Here is an 18917-nt window from a genome sequence, read left to right as displayed (position 1 = left end):
ACCAGGTACCAACGTGGCGACAAGAACCGCTGCAACGACTGATGAGCGCATGACGAAACAAACCCCCAATGACCGGCGGACCTGAAGTCCGCACCCCCAAGCGGTCGCGCGTGGCCAGCGCAGATCCGAGGCTTCCAGGCCATAGAATCAGGTAATACCGCCAATCGGGGCTTTGGATGGCGTCAGAGTCCCGCAGTTGCACACACCCGTCCTCTGTGGATTTTCGTGTCTCATCACGCTGAACCGGTACCGGCGTGCTTGGCGGTGGGCGGCTGTGGGCAAGGGCTGCGTGAACGGCCATGCGGTTGCCTGATCGGGCGCATCAGGGGTGCGGGCGCTGTGGGTGCCGAGAAGACGTCCGTGCAGGTCAGCGGCATCGGCAGGTTGCCGATCATCATCCGGCATGATCGCGGTCGTGCTGGTCCGCTTCGCCTACCTCGCCGAGCATCTCTGCTCACGGTCGGCGCGATAGGCGGCGGGGTACCAGCGCAGCAGCCTCCGGTAGGCGTGCTCGAGACGATGGGGCGCTGGGTCGGAGAGGGGCACGAACTTGCTCCTTCGACAAACATGTGGTCGGTTCGGGTGATGCGGGTGTGTCAGGCCAGGCCGGGAGCGGGGTCGGCGCCGAAGCCACGGGCAGCGCGGGCTCGGACGGGCGCAGGGACTTCCCCAGCGCCTCCATCTCCTTCTGCGGCGCCTCGCCCGTCGCCAGGCCGGTGCCGCCCCACTGCCGGACGCGCACTCCGTTGTCGAACTCCAGTTCCATGTCGCCGTCGACGTCGCGGACACCGGCCAGCGTCCATGTGGTCTGCGAGGTGAACGGGATCTTGATCTCGATCCGGTCGTCGAACCTCACGGCCTGCGCCAGCTGGATCGACCGTTCCCTGTCGTTCGAGAAGCCCTCCACCGAGATGTACGCCCACGCATCGTGAGCCCACTCGAAGGTGACTCTCGAGTCCCCCCGCCACGCGCGCTTGCCGTTGATGTCCGGCAACTTCTCGCCGCGTGGCGGACTCAGCCTGCCGGATGTGTTGACCGTGATGCTCGCTCGCTGGTCACCGCCGTTCTCCGGACGCAGGCCGATGCTCGTCACCTCGCGCCTGGTGAGGAAGAGGTCCGGCACGAACCTGGGTACCGGGCCGACGCCGACCGTGCGCACGAACGGGTCGAACTCGGCGACCACCGGCAACGACGGACTCGCCGGCGTGGCGAACCGGACCGAGTCCTCCCTGTCGTCGCGCAATACCGAGAGGCACTCACGCAGCAGAGCGTTTCCTTCTTCGCGGGCCTCGTAGGTGCGCGAAGACGAAGAGCTCGCGAGCCTCCCTCGCCGTCGAGATCGCCTCGGGCACGGCGCCTTCTCGTGCATGATGCCTGGCGAGGTCGCCCAGCGCCCGCGCGAGCTTGTGGGTGCCAGAACTCCGCACTCATACGCTGAGCTGCGGTGATCAGGTTCTGTCGTCCTGCGGGCATGATCGTGGGCGGGTGGCTGGCTGGTTCTGCTCGGCCGGTCCTCGGTGGCCAAGGACGTCGGGTTGCTGGTGTTTCGGCACGAGGTGTCGGTGTTGCGTCGAGGTCGTCGTCCTCGGTTGGTTTGGGCTGATCGTGCGGTGCTGGCCGCGTTGGTGCGGTGGTTACCTGTGTGGTTGCGGGAGAACCGGTTGGTGTCCCCTGCGGGGATGCCGGCGAGGCGCCCGACGAACGTGCCTTCCGGATGCACCGGACGTGGATCATGTTCGCTGAGACCGGCGACCCCGGCTGGCCGGCCTCCGGTTGGCCGACGGGCACGTCCAGTCCATCGGGCCGACTCTCGACATCGAAAGGGAACACGACACCATGGAAATGGAAGAACTGCTGTGGCGCTTGACCGACAACTACGCGCCCGCCCGGCCGGCGTACTCCGTCGCTACCAGGCCGACGTGGTTCGACCACGCTGGTGATCTCGTCGTGCTGAACAGTCCGATCACCTGGGAGACCCCTTGGCGCACCGAGGGCGGGTTCACCCACCGGCTGCCTGTGGGCAGCCACCCCGTACACGTGGGCTCCAACCCCTTTACCCCGGACGGTGAGGACCCCGACGCGTCCTGGCACACCGTCGCCATGGTCGTGATCCCGCTTGCCGAGCCCTCCCGGATCGCTGCGGCGGACTGGAACGTCCCGGGCTACGACGACTCCCACTTCATCGAGGACTACGCCGTTCTGTGGGGTGAAGAAGCCATGCGCGCATCGCTTCCGCATGATGCGGACGGCACGCCCGCCTTCGTCCGTGACGCGCGAGGCGAGATCCGAGCCAGAGGGCCGCGTCAGCGGCAGGACAACTGGACGAACGTGGTGCTGGAGCAGGAAACCGGTGCGAACGCCTTCGTCCTCCCCGTGCACGACGCGGATTACGTCACGGGCTGGGAGATCGTCGACGACCAGAGCAACCTGCTCTGCCTGGTGTTAGCGGCCTGCGAATGAGAGCCGCTCGGGGTCTTGTGTTTCGTCGTACGCGTTGACCTGCACGCGGTGAGGCTGCGTCGCACCAGCGGCGAACCGTGGGCATCATCCGGCCTGTGTTCGCCACACCGGGTGTGCACCGGGGAACGACGGTTGGCGATAGAGGACGAGAAGTGCTTCACCATCTGCGTGATCGCTTGGTCTGCGTACTCGGGCACGTCGGCAGCAGCACTGGGGTGATCTTGGCTTGTGAGTCTTGACCGGGCCCGTCAGCAGCTTGATCAACGGTCACGAACCCGTCGCAGCCTGATGCGCAGGTCAGGTCGCTGGGCCGTGTTTGGCATCCCACACGGCTGAAACGACGTGGTCGCTGCGTCGTTCGCGGCTCACCACCGGCCGACGTCGACGCTCCCACCACCGTGACGACAAAGGTCGCGTCACGGTGCGAGTGCGGCTCGAGATCTAGAACCCAGCTCGCGCGAAGTCGAAGGTGGCCGATGGTCGGCTCAGCCAAGTAGCGTCGGCACGTGCCAGAAGAGGGTGAGGTCATCGCCGGGCGGTACCGGCTGGTGTCGTCGATCGGGCAAGGATCCATGGGGGTGGTCTGGCAGGCGCGCGACGAGCAGCTCGACCGCGTGATCGCGGTCAAGCTGCTCAACACGGACCGGCGGTCCCCGGACGCGGTGGCGCAGATGCTGCGCGAGGGCCGGGTCGCCGGTCGGCTGCGGCACCCGCACGCGATCAGCGTGTACGAGGTCGTCGAGCACGACGGCAAGCCCTGTCTGGTGCTGGAGTACCTGCCCTCCCGCAGCCTCGCGGAGCTGATCGCCGAACGGGGCGCGCTACCGCCGGGCGTGGTCGCGGCCGTGGGCAGGCAGGTCGCCGCCGCGCTGGCGGCGGCGCACGAAGAGGGCATCGTGCACCGGGACGTCTCGACGTTCAACGTCCTGCTGGCCGAGGACGGCATCGCGAAGATCACCGACTTCGGCATCGCCCGCGCGGTCGGCGAGGGCACGGTGACCGACGCCCGCTTGATCGTCGGCACGCCGGCCTTCCTCGCGCCGGAGGTGGCGGCGGGCGAGGCGGCGACGTTCGCCTCGGACGTGTTCTCCCTCGGCGCGACCCTCTACGCGGCACTGGAGGGCACGCCGCCGTTCGGTGTGGACGACAACCCCTACGCGCTCCTGCAGCGCGTGGTCCGGGGGGAGTTCGAGCCGCCACGGTTGGGTGGCCCGCTCGGCGAGGTGCTCCTGCGCCTCCTGCATCGTGACGCGGCACAACGCCCGACGATGGCCGAGGCCCACAAGCTGCTCGCGGCGGTCGCGGAGGGACTGCCGCTGCCCGCTGCGCCCCCGAAGAGCGGGACGCGGATGCTGCTCGTCCGCCGCCACCTGCCACGCCGGGTGATCGCGATGGTCGCCGGTGCGGCCGTCCTGGTCGCCGCCGGTGTTGTGATCGGCACCGTCGTGCAGGGCGACCGGCCCAGCAGCAGCGCCCAGACCAACTCCACCACGGCGACGACCACGGTCACGACCGCGACCGCCTGCGTTGCCCGTTACGAGGTGACCAACTCGTGGCCGGGCGGCTACCAGGTCGAGGTGACCGTGGGCAACACCAGCCGAGGCGGCCTAACCGGCTGGACCATCACGTGGCAGCCGGCTGCGGGCCACACCATCGGCAACCTGTGGAACGGCACCCTGACCCAGAACGCGACCGCGGTGACCGTTACCAACGCCGGCCACAACGCCGTGCTCGCTGCCGGGGGAACCACCTCGTTCGGGTTCGTCGCCGCCGGTCCTGAACCCGCTCGCCCGGCCGTGACCTGCTCCACCGCCAACTGAAACGTTGGCCTACCGGTCAACGGAAGCGAGGCGGCGGGGCTCCAGGAACGCAGCCACCAGGTAGGCGGGTGATCAACGAGTACCGATATGCGGCTTGAGCTGCAGCGATGACTTTCGAGCGGTACAAGATCGTCGGCCAACAGCGCGCGTTCGAGCACCAGATCGGCGAAAAACGTAATGAGGACGTCCGCATACTCGGGCAACGGCTGGTGACGGCGCGCGAACTCGGTGACTTCGGCGATGTACTCACGGTGGAGCTGCCGCGGGTCGGGATCAGGATGTACATACGGCGCCTGGGACACTGGACCCCCGACCACCCGCTAGACCAGGAGTGCACCGTGCAGCAGGGAACCGTCCGCTGGTACGACCTCGAGCGCGGCTTCGGCTTCCTCGCCCCAGACGACGGCAGCGCCGACATCTTCGTGCACGTCTCGCAGGTGCAGGGTGAGGGCGCGGCCCGGGCGCTGCGCGAGGGCCAGACGGTGGAGTTCGAGACCGGTGAGGGACCCCGCGGTCCGCAGGCGCTGCACGTCGCCGTCACCGGGGACGTCGCGCCTGACGCGACCCTGGGCGTGCTCGCCACCGTCTCCTGGTACGAGCCGGCCAAGGGCTACGGGTTCGCCGCGCCGGACGGCGGGGGTGCGGAGGTGTTCGTGCACTCCTCCGCCATCGTCACCGGGGGCGTCCTCGCGGCCGGGCAGCGGGTGGCCTTCGTCGTCATCGCCGGGGAGAAGGGGCCGCAGGCCCAGCACCTGGTGCCGCTGAGCTTCGACGCCGGGGTCCGTAGAGCCCCCCTTGTCGCGCCCGGTGACGGCGCCGACGGCTCCGTCCTGTGGTTCGACGAGGAGAAGTCGTTCGGCTTCGTGGCCGCCGACGACGGGGCGGGCGACGTCTTCCTGCACGTGCGCGCCCTGGTCGACGACCTGTATCTGCCGGCCGAGGGCGACCGGGTCACGTTCACCACGGTCACCACGGACCAGGGTCGTCAGGCGCGCGAGGTGCGGTTCGTGGCCACCGGCGAGCCGGCGGAGGCCACCGCGGCCCCCAGCCAGGCCCGTTCGGTCACCCGGCCCGCAGCCCGCGCCGGCGACGGCTCGGTGGCCCGCTACGACGCCGACCGCGGCTTCGGCTTCATCACCCCCGACGCGGGCGGGCCCGACCTCTTCGTGCACGTCTCGGTGGTCTCCGGCGAGCCCCTGGTGGCCGGCGAGCGGGTGCGCTTCCGCATCCGGCAGAGCGACCGGGGCCCGCAGGCCGATGCCGTCGAGCACGCCTGACCGTCCGGGACGGTCCTACGACGCCTCGAAGCGGGCGACGTAGCGGCGCTGCCACTGACGAGCCGCCGCAGCCCGCTTCTGTCGGACAATGTGCTGTCTCGTTCTCGGCTGCTGGTTCGGTCGCGCCCAATGCAACGGCGAGACCTGAGGAGACAACGACTCCTGCGACGTGTTTGGCACCAGCAAGATCGTCGCGGAGCCTCGCCGCGACGTGGTCCACTCGTTCTGCCAAACCCAGGGTGGCCCACTCAGTGAACTGGAAGAGACCGTCCACAGCGTCCACCCTGCAACCAAACCGGCAGCGGACCTTCGCTCTGGAGGGCTTTCTGCTGGAGCGCGCGACCGAGCCGCCGACGGACAGCCAAACGGCACCCCACGGCGGTATCCGGGATGTCAAGAGTTCGCCGGTGTCGAGCTGGTGGGTCGCGAAGAGGCGCGGTGCGCTGGGTTGTTCGGGTGGACGAAGTCCTGCCGCCGTCATGGCGAGCGGTTCACCGCGGTCTCGGCTCTGAACGAAGAAGCCAACCATGATTGCGCTGACGAACGCGGAGCTCGTAGCCGCAATGACGTTGGTGCGGCGGTTACCGGTGTGGTTGCGACAGCATCGGTTGGTGTCGCCGGCCACGGTGTTGCGGTGGCATCGACAGTTGGCCGCCAAGAAGTGGACCTATCCGAACCGGGCTGGTCGGCTTTGGGGCGATGAGACCGTGGTGGCGTTGATCGAGCGTCCACATCCTCGGCACTACCACTAACCCTGACGGCCCTTGGACTACACAGCAGGCTCGCAACTTGCTCATGGAGCTGGACGGCCGGGTCAGCGAGTTTCGTTTCCTGGTTCGTGACCGGGCCGGCCAGTTCACGACGTCGTTCGATTCCGTTCTCACGGACGCCGGCATCGACGTTGTGAAGATCCCACCGCGCTGTCCGCGGGCCAACTGTTATGCCGAGCGGTTCGTCGGCACCGTCAGGCGAGAGCTCACAGACCGGCTGCTGATCATCAACGAGCGTCACCTGACGTCAGTGCTGAACCGCTACGTGTCCCACTACAACCACCGTCGGCCACACAGGGCGCGGCTCCACACTCCACCACGACCCGATTACCCGCTCACAGAATCAGGCTGTGGGGCCGTTCGTCGTCGGCGAGTACTCAGCGGCTTGATCAACGAGTACGAACCCGTGGCGGCCTGAGGTGCAGGTTAGACCGCCAGCCCTAGTTTTGGCACCCCGCAGGGTACGGCACTGAGCCTCGTCCATTGCCTCGACGTCCGCAGTGACCCCGTGGGAGGTGATCAGATCGGTCCAGCGGATCAGCGTTCCCCGTTCCGGGCGAACGTGGTGGCGCTCATCATCGGAGCGGGCAGCGCGACGGCGTGGGACCTAATGGCGGAGGAATCCTCGTGGACACCGCAGTGGCCGGCGGTGATCGGGTTCGGGATCGGCCTGCTCTACGGGCACATCGCGCGGTGGTTCTGGCTGTCCAGGTGGCTGCACCGACTACCCGTCCTGGCCGTGGCGATCACAGTCTGCGGACACGCTCCCCTTCGCGCTCAGCGGTTCTTGCGGTTCGCCGCCGACAGGAGCCTGCTGGTCGAGGCTGCGGGCGAGTTCCGGTTCGTACACGCGCTGGTCCAGGAGCACCTGGCCGGGTGTGATCCGGAAGAACTCACCGGACGAATTCGGTAGCCCGCCGCCGAACGGGCGAGCCACAGACCGCGCACGAGGCCGATCGCCGCCAATTCGCGAGGCGTCAGCGCTCGGCGAGTACTCGGCGGCTTGATCAACGAGTACGAACCCGCGGCGGCCTGAGGCGTAGGTCAGACCACCAGGCCTAGTTTTGGCACCCCACAGGCGCTTGGCCACTACGGCACGCCGCAGCCGATGCGATTCACCGGCTGGAGAAGGCGTGTTCAGGTGGTCCCGCCCTCGACCAGCTGGAAGTGCACCTCGGTGCTGTTCTCCTGGACGTCCGATTTATCCAGGTGGCGGAGGATCGCCTGGACGTTCTCCTCGGCGACCAGGGAGGTGTCGTACCCCATCGTCGTGAGCGGTGGGGTGGTGAGGCGCGACAAGGGGGTGTGGTCCATGCCGATCAGTGCCAGGTCGTGGGGCACCCGCCATTGCCGCAGCGACGCCGCGTGAAGCAGGGCGGTCGCCACGTCGTCGTTGTAGCAGCCGACGGCGAAACCCGGTTCGCCGAGTTGGTCCAAGGCGGCCGTCGCGTCCTCGGCGTTGATCCCGAGCTCGAGGATCCGGGGTGCGTCGACGCCGTTGGTGTGGCATTCGGCGGCGAACGCGCGTTCGCGGGGGCCGCCGAAGGGGTCGGTGCGCGCATCGTGCAAGTGGGCGTAGGCGAGTCGGCGGTAGCCGCGGTCGATCAGGTGGCGAGCCTGGAGAGCGCCGATCTCGGCGTTGGCGTCCCGGCGGGATGAGCTGCCGGGGTCGATCGCTTCGACGCCTCGACGCTCGAGCAGTCGTCTGTCCTCGTCGGAGAACGGGGTGAGGGACAGGACCGCCCGGGGTTTCATGCCGATGAGGAGACGGTCCAGTGATGTCGCGGTGTGCGTCGCAAGGCGCAGCAGCAGGGTGAGCCCGCGTCGGGACAGTTCTCCGGTGAGAGCGCCGTAGATGTCCTGGAGGTTTCCGCCGAAGGTGGTGTCGGGGATGAGGGCGATGACGATGTCGCTGGATCCCTTGGCCAGGGTGCGTCCGGCGGCGGACGGCTCGTAGCCGAGTTCGGCGACCGCCTGGTGTACCCGTGCTCTGGTCTCGGCCGCGAAGTGTTCTCCTCGGCCGTTGAGGATCTGGCTGACGGTGGATCGCGAGACGCCTGCCCTGTCGGCGACATCCTGACTGGTCGCGATCACCGTTGCCTCCGTTGTCCGTCGTCCGCGTCACTGTAGCGATTGTCGCGCGTCAACTCACAGGCGGCCGTCTATTGACGCGCGTCACCTACGAATGTTTAGTTATTGACGCGCGTTAACTCCGCTACAGCGACGTACCAGGAGCTCTTATGACGATCACCGCCTTCAACGACGGCTGGGCCTACCGCACGAAGGTCAGCGCCTTCGCGGAGCTCGGCGGCGCGAGCGGTGACTGGACGACGGTGACGCTCCCGCACGACGCGTTGATCAGCATGCCGAGGCGCGCGGACGCTCCCGGTGGCGCCGCCGCCGGGTACTTCCCGGGCGGGACGTTCGAGTACCGCAAGGATCTCCGGGCCGAGGAGTCCGATCGAGGTCGGTGTTTCTTCCTCGAGTTCGACGGGGTCTACCGGGGCGCGATGGTCTACGTCAACGGCGCCCTGGCGGGCCAGCACGCCTTCGGGTACTCCCGCTTCACGGTGCGAATCGATCCCTACCTCCGCTTCGGCGCGGTCAACGAGATCCGTGTCGAGTGCCGGGCGCATCTGGACAGCCGCTGGTACACGGGTGCGGGCATCTACCGCGACGTTCGCTTGATCGTGAAGGAACCGGTCCACATCGCTGTCGACGGTGTGCGGGTCAGCACCCCCGACATCGAGACCGACCAGGCGGTCGTGGAGATCGAGACCGAGGTGGTGAACACCGCAGCGGTGACCACGACCCTCGTGCTGGCGTCCGCAGTGGACGAAGGGGGAGTGGTGGACGTGGCACGCGACCGCTGCCCGGCCACCGTGCTGCCCGGCGAGCGAGTGATCGTCCGACACAGACTCTACGTCGCGGATCCGGCGCTGTGGAGCGTGGAGGCTCCGTCCCTGTACACGGCACGGCTCCAGCTCCGGGACGGTGACCGCGTGCTCGACGAGCACACCGTCGAGTTCGGTATCCGGCGCGTGCAGGTCGATCCCCGCAAAGGGCTGCGGATCAACGGCCGCACGGTCAAGCTCCGTGGTGCGTGCCTGCACCACGACAACGGTCCCCTCGGCGCTGCGGCCATCCAGCGAGCCGAGGAGCGCCGGGTCGAGTTGTTGAAGGCCGCGGGTTTCAACGCGATCAGGAGTTCACACAACCCCGCCAGTTCCGCGCTGCTCGAGGCGTGCGACCGGCTCGGCATGCTGGTCATGGACGAAACCTTCGACGTCTGGACCTCGGGCAAGACCGACTTCGACTACGCCGGCGACTTTCACGAGTGGTGGGAACGGGACGTGGCGGCCCTGGTCGCGAAGGACTTCAACCACCCGAGCGTGATCCTCTACTCGATCGGCAACGAGATCCCGGAGACGGGCACCCCGTTCGGTGGTGTGTGGAGTCGCAGGCTCGCCGAGAAGATCCGATCACTCGACGACACCCGCCTCATCACCAATGGCATCAACGGATTCGTGTCGGTGCTCGACACGGTCGTCGCCGGCGCACGGCAGATGGCTGCCTCAGCCGCGCCGAGCGGTGGGGTCAACGGCATGATGACCCAGGCCGGGGTGATGATGAACCAGGTCTCGTCCTCGGCGGAGGTCACCCGGCGAACCGAGGAGTCCTTCTCGGTCCTCGATGTCGCGGGCCTGAACTACGGCGACGGCCGCTACGAGATCGACCGCGAGTTGTTCCCCAACCGGGTGATCGTCGGCACGGAGACCTTCCCTTCCCGCATCGCCCGGAACTGGGCACTGGTCACGTCGAACGACCACGTGATCGGCGACTTCGCCTGGACGGGTTGGGACTACCTCGGCGAGGCCGGTCTCGGCTCCGTCGGGTACGCCGGCTCCGGCCTGCGCACCGCCACGGTCGCTCAGCCCTATCCGTGGCTCGCGGCGTGGTGTGGTGACCTCGACATCACCGGTCAGCGGCGTCCCGCGTCGTACTACCGGGAGATCGTGTTCGGTCTCCGGCCGACGCCTTACATCGCCGTGCGACGGCCCCAGCACCACGGCAAGACCGCGCTGTCCACCCCGTGGTCCTGGAGTGACGCCATCGGCAGCTGGACGTGGGAGGGCTTCGAGGGGAAGCCGGTCCACGTCGAGGTGTACAGCGATGCCGACGAGGTCGAGCTGTTCCTCAACGGGGCGACGGCAGGCCGCAGGCCGGCCGGGCCGGACCACGAGTTCCGCGCCGACTTCGAGCTGGTCTACGCGCCGGGAGAACTGGTCGCGGTGGCGTACTCGGACGGACAAGAACGGGGACGCAGCAGGCTGGTCACCGCGGGGGACGCCCTCGCGCTCGACGTCCGGGCTGATCGTTTCCGCCTGCGCGCCGACAGCAGCGACCTCGCGTTCGTCGACATCGCCCTCACCGACGGCGCGGGCACCGTGCATCCGGGCCGGGACCGGCTCGTGACCGTCACCGTGGACGGTCACGCGGTCCTGCAGGCACTTGGCAGCGCCGATCCGGCGACGGACGAGACCTTCTCCGAGCCCAGCAGGCGAACCTTCGACGGTCGCGCCCTGGCCGTGATTCGCCCCACCGGTGCCGGCGACATCACGGTCACCGTCCACGCCGAGGGCTGCGAGCCGGCCCAGCTCGCACTGCGCGCGGGCGTCGTCAAGCACGACGCGCTCGTTCCCTGACCCCGGCCAGACGGAACGACCTCCCAGTTTCCTCTGGACAAAGGAGTCCTCATGAGCACAACGGAAAACCTGCCGTTGCCGGAGACCGGCACACCCGGCGACGACCTGCCCGAGGTGAGCGCTCGCTACATCTGGTTCCTTCTGCTCGCACTGTTCGGCACCTACGTCGCGTTCGTCACGCCCATCGCGCTCTCGCTGGCCATCCGCGTCAAGGAACTGGCACCGGCCAACGAGGAGTACCTCGGCTACGTGATCGGGGTCGCGGCCGCGGTCTCCCTCGTCTCGGGCCCGGTTGCCGGGATCCTCAGCGACCGCACCCGCAGCCGCTTCGGCCGGCGGCGCCCGTGGCTCGTCGCCGGCTCCGTCCTCGGCTCGGCGGGGTTGTTCGTCATCGCCATCGCGCCCGACGTCCTCGTCGTCGGAGTGGGCTGGGTGATCGCGGCTCTGGGCTGGAACACCGTTATCGGCAACATCACGAACTCGCAGGCCGACCGCCTGCCGGAGTCGCAGCGAGGCAAGGTCGGCGGTCTCGTCGGCTTCGTCACCATGGCGGCTCCGGTCTGCGGCTCGGTACTGGGCGGAGCTCTCGCGACGAACTCGGTTCTGCTGCTCATGGTCCCGGCGACCATCGGCGTGCTTCTGGTGCTGTTGTTCTGCGTCACCGTGTCCGAGGAGGACAGCAGAGAACGCACATTCGAACAGGCACTGGACTTCCGGCTCCTGCTGTCGAAGTTCCTGTTCAACCCCCGCCGGTACCGGGACTTCTCCTGGAACTGGCTCACCCGCTTCCTGTTCTACTTCGGACTGACCCTCAGCTCCACCTTCACCGCTTTCCTTCTGGCGCAGCGCCTTCGTATGGACGTCACCGAGATAGGGGCGACCGTCGCGCTCGCGGGTCTGCTGGGCGTCATCGCGGTCGTGTTCGGCGCCCTCGGCAGCGGGTTCGTCTCCGACAGGCTGCGCCGGCGCAAGCCGTTCGTCCTCGGTGCCGGGCTGCTGTTCGCGGCCGGGGCGCTCGTCATGGCCTTCTCCACGGGTCTTCCGGTCCTGCTCATCGGGTTGGTCATCACGAACCTCGGCCTCGGAGTCTTCTCGGCCGTCGACCAGGCGCTGATGCTGGACGTCATGCCGGAGAAGGACACCGACGCCGGCCGTTTTGTCGCCATAACCGGACTCGCGAACTCCCTCGCGCAGTCGCTCGCCCCCGTCGTGGCACCCGTCTTCCTCGCGATCGGCGTCATCGCGGGAGGCGACAAGAACTACCAACTGCTCTACATCGCAGCCGCCTGCTTCACCCTGCTGGCCGGCGTTGTCGTCCTGCGGGTCAGGTCCGTCCGTTGATCCGCGTGCACAGAAGGAACCTCATGTCGCAAGCCGACCTGAACACCTTGTCCCTCGAACAAAAAGCGTCGTTGCTGACCGGCGGTGGTTTCTGGTCCACCACGGCCATCCCCGAGGTTGGCATCGCCGCGATCGTGCTCGCCGACGGTCCGCACGGCGTCCGGCGGCAGAAGGACGGCACCGACCACCTCGGCCTGCACCACAGCGAACCGGCGACGTGCTTCCCTCCCGCAGTCGCGGTCGGGTCGAGCTGGAACGAGGACGTGGCCGCGAAGATCGGCGCCGCCCTTGCGAAAGAAGCCCTGGCGCTCGGTGTGGACGTCCTGCTCGGTCCCGGTGTGAACATCAAGCGCTCACCGCTGGGCGGACGCAACTTCGAGTACTACTCGGAAGACCCGCTGCTGTCCGGCGTGCTGGCCACGGCGTACGTGAAGGCGCTGCAGGCCGGTGGAGTCGGGGCCTCGGTGAAGCACTTCGCGGCCAACGACCAGGAGACCGACCGCATGGTCATCAGTGCCGACGTCGACGAACGGACGCTACGCGAGATTCACCTGTCGGCCTTCGAACATGTCGTCATCGAGGCCCGGCCGGCCACGATCATGTGCTCCTACAACAGGATCAACGGGACTCCCGCGTCGGAGAACCGGTGGCTGCTCACGGAGGTGCTGCGCGGCGAATGGGGATACACCGGCGCGGTGATCTCCGACTGGGGTGCCGTGCGCACCCGTCCCGCCTCCCTGAACGCCGGCCTGGACCTGTCGATGCCAGGCCCCGGTCAGTACGCGACGCAGGCCCTCGTCGACGCCGTGCTGGCCGGTCATGTCCAGGAATCGGCGGTGGATCAGGCGGTGGAGCGAGTGCTCGCACTCGTCGACGCAGCTGGACACGATGACGCCGCTCCGGACCTGGACGCACACCACGTACTGGCCCGCGAGCTCGCGGCCGAGTGCGCGGTCCTGCTCAAGAACGAGCGTGGCACCCTGCCGCTCGACCGGCCCTCGTCCGTGCTGGTGGTCGGGGAGTTCGCGACCACCCCGCGCTACCAGGGCGGAGGCAGCTCCCATGTGAACGCGACGCGCGTGGACGTCCCGCTGGAGTGCATCGAAGCCCACGCCGCCACGCTCGGAACCCACGTCATCTACTCGCGCGGATTCGACACCCAGGCCGAGGACGGCACGGCACTGCGCGAAGCCGCGGTGCGTGCCGCCGGCGAGGCCCAGGTGGTTGTCGTCTTCGCGGGCAACCCGGAGACCGAGGAGTCCGAGGGCTACGACCGGGACCGTCTCGAGTTGCCGCCGTCCCAGGTACGGCTGATCAAGGAGGTCGCGGCGGTCGCCGCCAGGACGGTGGTCGTGCTGGCCAACGGCGGCGTGGTGTCGCTCGAGGACTGGCACGACGACGTCGAGGCGATCCTGGAAGGCTTCCTGCTCGGCCAAGGCGGCGGTGCGGCGATCGCAGACCTCCTCTTCGGGCAGGCCAATCCCTCGGGGAGACTCGCGGAGACCATCCCCTACCGCCTGCAGGACACCCCGACCTGGCTGTCGTTCCCCGGAGAGCAGGGCCACGTCCGCTACTCCGAAGGCGTCATGGTCGGTTACCGCTACTACGAGACGGTCGGCGCTCCGGTCCGCTACCCCTTCGGACACGGCCTGAGCTACACCGACTACGACGTGTCCGATCTGCGGGTGCGGGTCGACGGACCGTCCGAAGCCTCGGCGGCCGTCATGGTGACGAACACCGGCGCCCGTGCCGGCAAGTACGTGGTGCAGGTGTACATCTCCACGAAGGCCGGCCCCGTCCGGCGTCCACATCGGACTCTCGCCGCGTTCGCGAAGGTGCACCTCGAACCCGGAGAGACCAAGATCGTCCGGCTCCAGCTGGACCGGCGGGCGTTCGCCTACTGGGACGTTCTCCTTGCCCGGTGGGTCGTTCCGGACGGGACCTACGTCGTCCAGGTCGGCGAGAACGCCACCACCGTGCTCCGTGAGCAGTCCATCGACCTCGACGGTGACGGTGTCGCACCGCCGCTGTCGCTGCAGGCGAACGTCGGCGAGTGGCTCGCGCATCCCGCGGCGGGCCCGCCGCTCCGAGCACGCATGGGTTCGCTCATGGGCGGAGGCGGCCTCGATGACGACAGCGACGAGACGCACATGGTGACGTCGATGCCGATGATCCAGATCCTCAGTCTGACCGGCGGCGCCATTGATGGCGACTGGCTCCTGTCGCTGCTGACCACGTCCCACGAAGAAGAAAGCACCAACTTATGACGTCGGACCGAGTCCTCTGCAACCCGCTGAACCTCTCCTACCGATTCCAGGACCTGCGGCCCATGAGTGGGGGCAGGACCGTGCACCGCGAGGCAGCCGACCCGTCGGTGGTCCGGTACCGGGACAGGTTCTATCTCTTCGCGTCGATGTCGGCCGGCTTCTGGCACTCGGCCGACCTGCTCGCCTGGGAGTACCGAGCCAGCAGGAAACTCCCAGCGCTCGACTACGCGCCCGACGTCCGCGAGATCAACGGCGCCCTCTGCATCTCGGCATCGCGGCAGACCGACAGCCCGTTCTTCCGCAGCGAGGACCCCCTGGCCGACGATTTCACCCTGGTGAACCCAGGCTTTCCCTTCTGGGACCCGCACCTGTTCCAGGACGCCGACGGTGCCGTGTACTTCTACTGGGGCTGCTCGAACTCCGAACCCGTCACCGGTGTCCGGGTCGACCCCGCGACCATGGACCGGATCGGCGAAGCGGTCCCGCTCTTCGGCGGCGACCCCGGACGGCACGGCTGGGAACAGGTTGGCGAGAACCACGTCAAGACCGAACCCACCACGGAGCTGGCGAAGATCATCGCCGAGTACCTCGGCGACGCCCCCTTCGTCGAAGGTGCCTGGATGACCCGGCACGAGGGCACCTACTACCTGCAGTACGCCGCCCCAGGCACGGAATGGAACACCTACGCGGACGGCTACTACACCGCGTCCTCGCCACTTGGGCCGTTCGAGTACGCGCCGAACAGCCCGTTCTCCGCCAAACCCGGCGGATTCATCACCGGCGCCGGCCACGGCAGCACCTTCCAGGACGAGCACGGAAACTGGTGGCACGCCTCAACCATGCGCATCTCGGTGCACCACGAGTTCGAGCGGCGTGTCGGGTTGTTCCCCGCCGGGTTCGATGCCGACGGAGTCCTGTTCTGCAACCAGAACTTCGGGGACTACCCGACGATCGTGCCGGACCGCAGGGTCGATCCGTGGACCGGAACCTTCGCAGGGTGGATGCTGCAGTCCTTCCGTGCGAAGACGACCGCCTCCTCCTCCGCCGAAGGACACGGGCCCGAACTCGCGGTCAACGAGGACATCCGCACCTGGTGGACCGCTGCAACGGCCCAGCCGGGGGAATGGCTCCAAGCCGACCTCGGCCAGGAGCGCACCATCACGGCGATCCAGCTCAACCTCGCCGACCACGACCTGGCCACGCACGCACCCGAGCTGGCCGACGGCGCGGAAGCCGCCGGGGCCTGGCGAGCGATCTACCCCGATCATCACCCGACCGAGGCGTTCATCGAGGTCTCCTCGGACGGCGAGCGGTGGCACACGGTCTCGGACAACCAGGAGTCGGGCGAGGACACACCACACGCGTTCGTGGTGCTCCAAACCGCACGCCGCGCCCGGTACGTCCGAGTCACAGCCGGCCGGTTGCCCTTCGACGGCCCCTTCGCGGTCAGTGGTCTTCGCGTCTTCGGCAACGGCGACGGCCCAGCACCCACACCCGCCACCGCGCGAGCCAGGCGCGTGGACGACCTCACGGCACGGATCGAGTGGGACGCCTGCGCGACAGCCCACGGCTACAACGTCCGCTACGGCATCGCGCCCGAGAAGCTCTACCACAGCTGGCTGGTCTACGAGCAGAACGACCTCGACCTCCGGACCCTGAACGCCGGCTCCGACTACTGGGTCGCCGTCGACTCGTTCAACGAGAACGGCATCACCGCTGGGCCTACCACGAAGATCACCTGATCCGCGTTGGCCCCACCTGCCACGAAAGGAAATCTGTTCATGGAAGGCCTGCACGACAAGGTCATCGTCCTTGCCGGCGCCGGCGGGATCGCCACCGCCACTGCCAGGTTCCTCGGTGCCGGCGGTGCCCGGATCGTCGTCGGCGACGTCGTCGACACGTCGGCCGAAGCCGCCGTCCAGGCCGCCAAGGAGGCCGGCGGCGACGGCATCGCCACCGTGACCGACATCGCCGACGAGAACCAGGTCAAGCAGCAGATCGACCTGGCGATCAGCACGTACGGCCGCATCGACGGCCTGTTCAACGTCGCCGCCAACATCCGCGCCGACGCGGTCGCCGAAGACACAGACGCCGTCGACATCGATCTGGCCGCCTGGCAGCGCAGCATCGACGTCAACCTCACCGGCTACCTGCTCACGCTCAAACACGTGCTGCCCCACCTGATCGCCGCCGGCGGCGGATCCGTGGTCAACACCCTGTCCGGCGCCGCCTACGCAGGCATGCCCGACAAGGTCGCCTACTCGGTGACCAAGGCCGGCATCGGGGCGCTCACCCGCCACGTCGCCCGCCGCTACGGCAAGGACGGCGTCCGGTGCAACGGCGTCGCCCCCGGCCTGGTCATGACCCGGCAGACCGAACTCAACCTGCCACACGAGTTCCGTGAGGCGATCCTCGCGGCCACACCGGCGCCGCGCCACGGCCGGCCGGAGGACATCGGCGCCACCGTGGCCTTCCTGCTCTCCGACCTCGCCGAGTGGACGACCGGGCAGATCCTCAGCGTCGACGGCGGCACCACGATGCGCGCCTGAACCGCATCCGGCGGCGCCCGTCGCCGAAGACTTCCGACAACGAGAGAAAGAAGATCATGGGAAAGCTGGACGGAAAAGTCGTGCTGCTCACCGGCGCCTCCTCGGGCCTGGGCAAGCAGCAGGCGATCAGGATCGCCGCCGAGGGCGCCAAGCTCGCGATCTGCGCGAGGACCGAGAGCAAGCTTTCGGAGACCGCGAAGATCTGTGAAGAGCACGGCGCCGAGGTACTGGCCATGGCGGTCGACATCATGAACTACGACGCGCTCTCCGCGTTCGTGGCCGCGGCCGCTGACCGGTTCGGCACGATCGACGTGCTCGTCAACAACGCGCACACGATCACCGTCCCGGCCCCGTTCCTCGAGAAGACCATCGACGACCTCGACCTCGAGATGCGCAGCTCCGTGTACGCGTACTGGCACCTCATGAAGCTGTGCTTCCCGTTCCTGCGCGACCGGCCCGGCGCCGGCACGTCCATCATCAACTTCGCCTCGGAAGCCGGCGTGATGGGCGACGCGCTGTACGCCCCGTACGCGGCATCGAAGGAGGCCGTTCGCGGGTTGTCGCGCGTCGTGGCGAGGGAATGGGGAAAGCACAACATCCGCGTCAACACGCTGTGCCCGAACGGCATGACCGACAACATCTCCGGCGGACTGGAGTGGATGGAATCCGAGACGCGCGAACACATCGAGAAGATGTTCGTGAACAACCCGTTCAAGCGCGTGGGCAACCCCTACGAGGACGTCGCGCCGGTGACCGTGTTCCTCGCGTCGGACGACAGCCGCTGGATCACCGGGCAGAACATCCACGCCGACGGTGGCGGCCTGATCAACGCCTGAGCATCACGCGACCCGAAACACCCGGTACGCCCGGCCACCCGACGCGCCGCGCGTCGGGTGGCCGGGCGGTTCCGCGACCCCGAGATGAGCGACCGGCCCGGAATGCGCTGGTGGTGGCAGTTTCCCGTCCCGGCGACCGAATTCGGGACTCCGACGCGTCGTGGCGGCGGTTTCTGCGTGCTCAGGCGGAGACCGTGCTGCCGTGCGACTTCTTCCATGTCGACTGCGCCGTCACGTTGAAGCGGGTGTACGTGTTCTTCGTGATGGAGGTCGGCACCCGCTACGTCCACATCCTCGGCACCACCACCAACCCTGACGGCCCGTGGACCACACAGCAAGCTCGCAACTTCCTCATGGAGCTGGACGACCGGGCCAACGAGTTTCGATTTCTGGTTCGTGACAGGGCCGGCCAGTTCACCGCTTCGTTCGATTCCGTTCTCGCGGACGCTGGGATCGATGTCGTGAAGATCCCGCCGCGGTGTCCGCGGGCGAACTGCTACGCCGAACGTTTCGTCGGCACGGTGAGACGCGAGCTCACCGACAGGCTGCTCATCATCAACGAGCATCACCTCAAGTCAGTGCTGAACCGCTACGTGTCCCACTACAACCATCGGCGGCCACATCAAGCGCTACACGACTCTCCACCACGACCCGATCATCCGACCGGAGACCCAGGCTGTAGATCCGTACGCCGTCGGCGAGTGCTTGGCGGCTTGATCAACGAGTACGAACCTGCAGCAGCTTGATCCGCAGGTCAGGCCCGTTGCACCGTGTTTTGGCACCCCGCAGGACTTCGACGACGTTGCCGCCGGCCACGTCGTCAAGTTCCGGCGATCGACCCCTGATCAGGTTGTCCGGTGGAGAGTGCCTGCGCATCCGGATTTGGTGACG

At 67.9% G+C, this 18917-nt stretch carries 14 protein-coding genes and 1 pseudogene; 13 read left to right on the top strand and 2 right to left on the bottom strand.

Annotation, left to right across the window (positions count from 1 at the left end; translation table 11 throughout):
- Positions 1-454: 454 nt before the first annotated feature.
- Positions 455-1243 carry a hypothetical protein gene (locus BM417_RS41575; protein ID WP_093605622.1) on the bottom strand — a complete coding sequence of 263 codons (789 nt, stop codon included), beginning with the start codon at positions 1241-1243 and terminating at the stop codon, positions 455-457.
- 593 nt (positions 1244-1836) lie between these two features.
- Between BM417_RS41575 and BM417_RS41565 the strand changes: the two genes are divergently transcribed.
- The 6 genes and pseudogenes from BM417_RS41565 to BM417_RS41545 all read left to right on the top strand — a co-directional run bounded on the left by BM417_RS41565 (position 1837) and on the right by BM417_RS41545 (position 7240).
- Complete coding sequence (locus BM417_RS41565; protein WP_143139041.1) at positions 1837-2460, top strand: hypothetical protein; 624 nt, start codon at positions 1837-1839, stop codon at positions 2458-2460.
- Between the two features lie 506 nt (positions 2461-2966).
- Positions 2967-4280, top strand: a complete 1314-nt coding sequence (locus tag BM417_RS41560; protein ID WP_093605620.1) for a protein kinase domain-containing protein — start codon at positions 2967-2969, stop codon at positions 4278-4280.
- Between the two features lie 338 nt (positions 4281-4618).
- Positions 4619-4822, top strand: a pseudogene (locus tag BM417_RS49635) (cold-shock protein); the annotation flags it as partial.
- A gap of 30 nt (positions 4823-4852) precedes the next feature.
- Positions 4853-5557 carry a cold shock domain-containing protein gene (locus BM417_RS50170; RefSeq protein WP_407656213.1) on the top strand — a complete coding sequence of 235 codons (705 nt, stop codon included), beginning with the start codon at positions 4853-4855 and terminating at the stop codon, positions 5555-5557.
- Between the two features lie 795 nt (positions 5558-6352).
- The gene (locus BM417_RS48860) at positions 6353-6745 is read left to right on the top strand and encodes an integrase core domain-containing protein (protein ID WP_245822697.1); all 393 of its coding nucleotides are present in this window, start codon (positions 6353-6355) and stop codon (positions 6743-6745) included.
- A gap of 147 nt (positions 6746-6892) precedes the next feature.
- The gene (locus BM417_RS41545) at positions 6893-7240 is read left to right on the top strand and encodes a hypothetical protein (protein WP_143139040.1); all 348 of its coding nucleotides are present in this window, start codon (positions 6893-6895) and stop codon (positions 7238-7240) included.
- Between the two features lie 224 nt (positions 7241-7464).
- Here the strand turns inward: BM417_RS41545 and BM417_RS41540 are convergent, their stop codons facing one another.
- Positions 7465-8421 carry a LacI family DNA-binding transcriptional regulator gene (locus tag BM417_RS41540; protein WP_093605618.1) on the bottom strand — a complete coding sequence of 319 codons (957 nt, stop codon included), beginning with the start codon at positions 8419-8421 and terminating at the stop codon, positions 7465-7467.
- Positions 8422-8567: 146 nt separating this feature from the next.
- On the opposite strand from BM417_RS41540, the gene BM417_RS41535 reads away from it, so the two are divergent.
- From BM417_RS41535 to BM417_RS41505, 7 genes are all read left to right on the top strand, one after another.
- Complete coding sequence (locus BM417_RS41535) at positions 8568-11033, top strand: glycoside hydrolase family 2 TIM barrel-domain containing protein (protein WP_093605617.1); 2466 nt, start codon at positions 8568-8570, stop codon at positions 11031-11033.
- 51 nt (positions 11034-11084) lie between these two features.
- Positions 11085-12374 carry an MFS transporter gene (locus BM417_RS41530; protein WP_093605616.1) on the top strand — a complete coding sequence of 430 codons (1290 nt, stop codon included), beginning with the start codon at positions 11085-11087 and terminating at the stop codon, positions 12372-12374.
- A 23-nt stretch (positions 12375-12397) separates the two neighbouring features.
- Entirely contained in the window at positions 12398-14641 is a 2244-nt protein-coding gene (locus BM417_RS41525; protein WP_093605615.1) for a beta-glucosidase family protein, read from the top strand.
- A gap of 62 nt (positions 14642-14703) precedes the next feature.
- Positions 14704-16383 (top strand): family 43 glycosylhydrolase, encoded by a 1680-nt coding sequence (locus BM417_RS41520; RefSeq protein ID WP_218164727.1) that lies wholly within the window; start codon positions 14704-14706, stop codon positions 16381-16383.
- Positions 16384-16422: 39 nt separating this feature from the next.
- Positions 16423-17190 carry an SDR family NAD(P)-dependent oxidoreductase gene (locus tag BM417_RS41515; RefSeq protein WP_093605613.1) on the top strand — a complete coding sequence of 256 codons (768 nt, stop codon included), beginning with the start codon at positions 16423-16425 and terminating at the stop codon, positions 17188-17190.
- Positions 17191-17246: 56 nt separating this feature from the next.
- Positions 17247-18026 (top strand): SDR family NAD(P)-dependent oxidoreductase, encoded by a 780-nt coding sequence (locus tag BM417_RS41510; RefSeq protein ID WP_143139039.1) that lies wholly within the window; start codon positions 17247-17249, stop codon positions 18024-18026.
- 110 nt (positions 18027-18136) lie between these two features.
- Entirely contained in the window at positions 18137-18772 is a 636-nt protein-coding gene (locus BM417_RS41505; protein ID WP_245822687.1) for an integrase core domain-containing protein, read from the top strand.
- Positions 18773-18917: the final 145 nt, after the last annotated feature.

Source organism: Lentzea waywayandensis (assembly GCF_900115955.1).
GTDB classification, from domain to species: Bacteria; Actinomycetota; Actinomycetes; order Mycobacteriales; family Pseudonocardiaceae; genus Lentzea; species Lentzea waywayandensis.
This window is presented reverse-complemented; position numbering and strand designations above follow the sequence as displayed.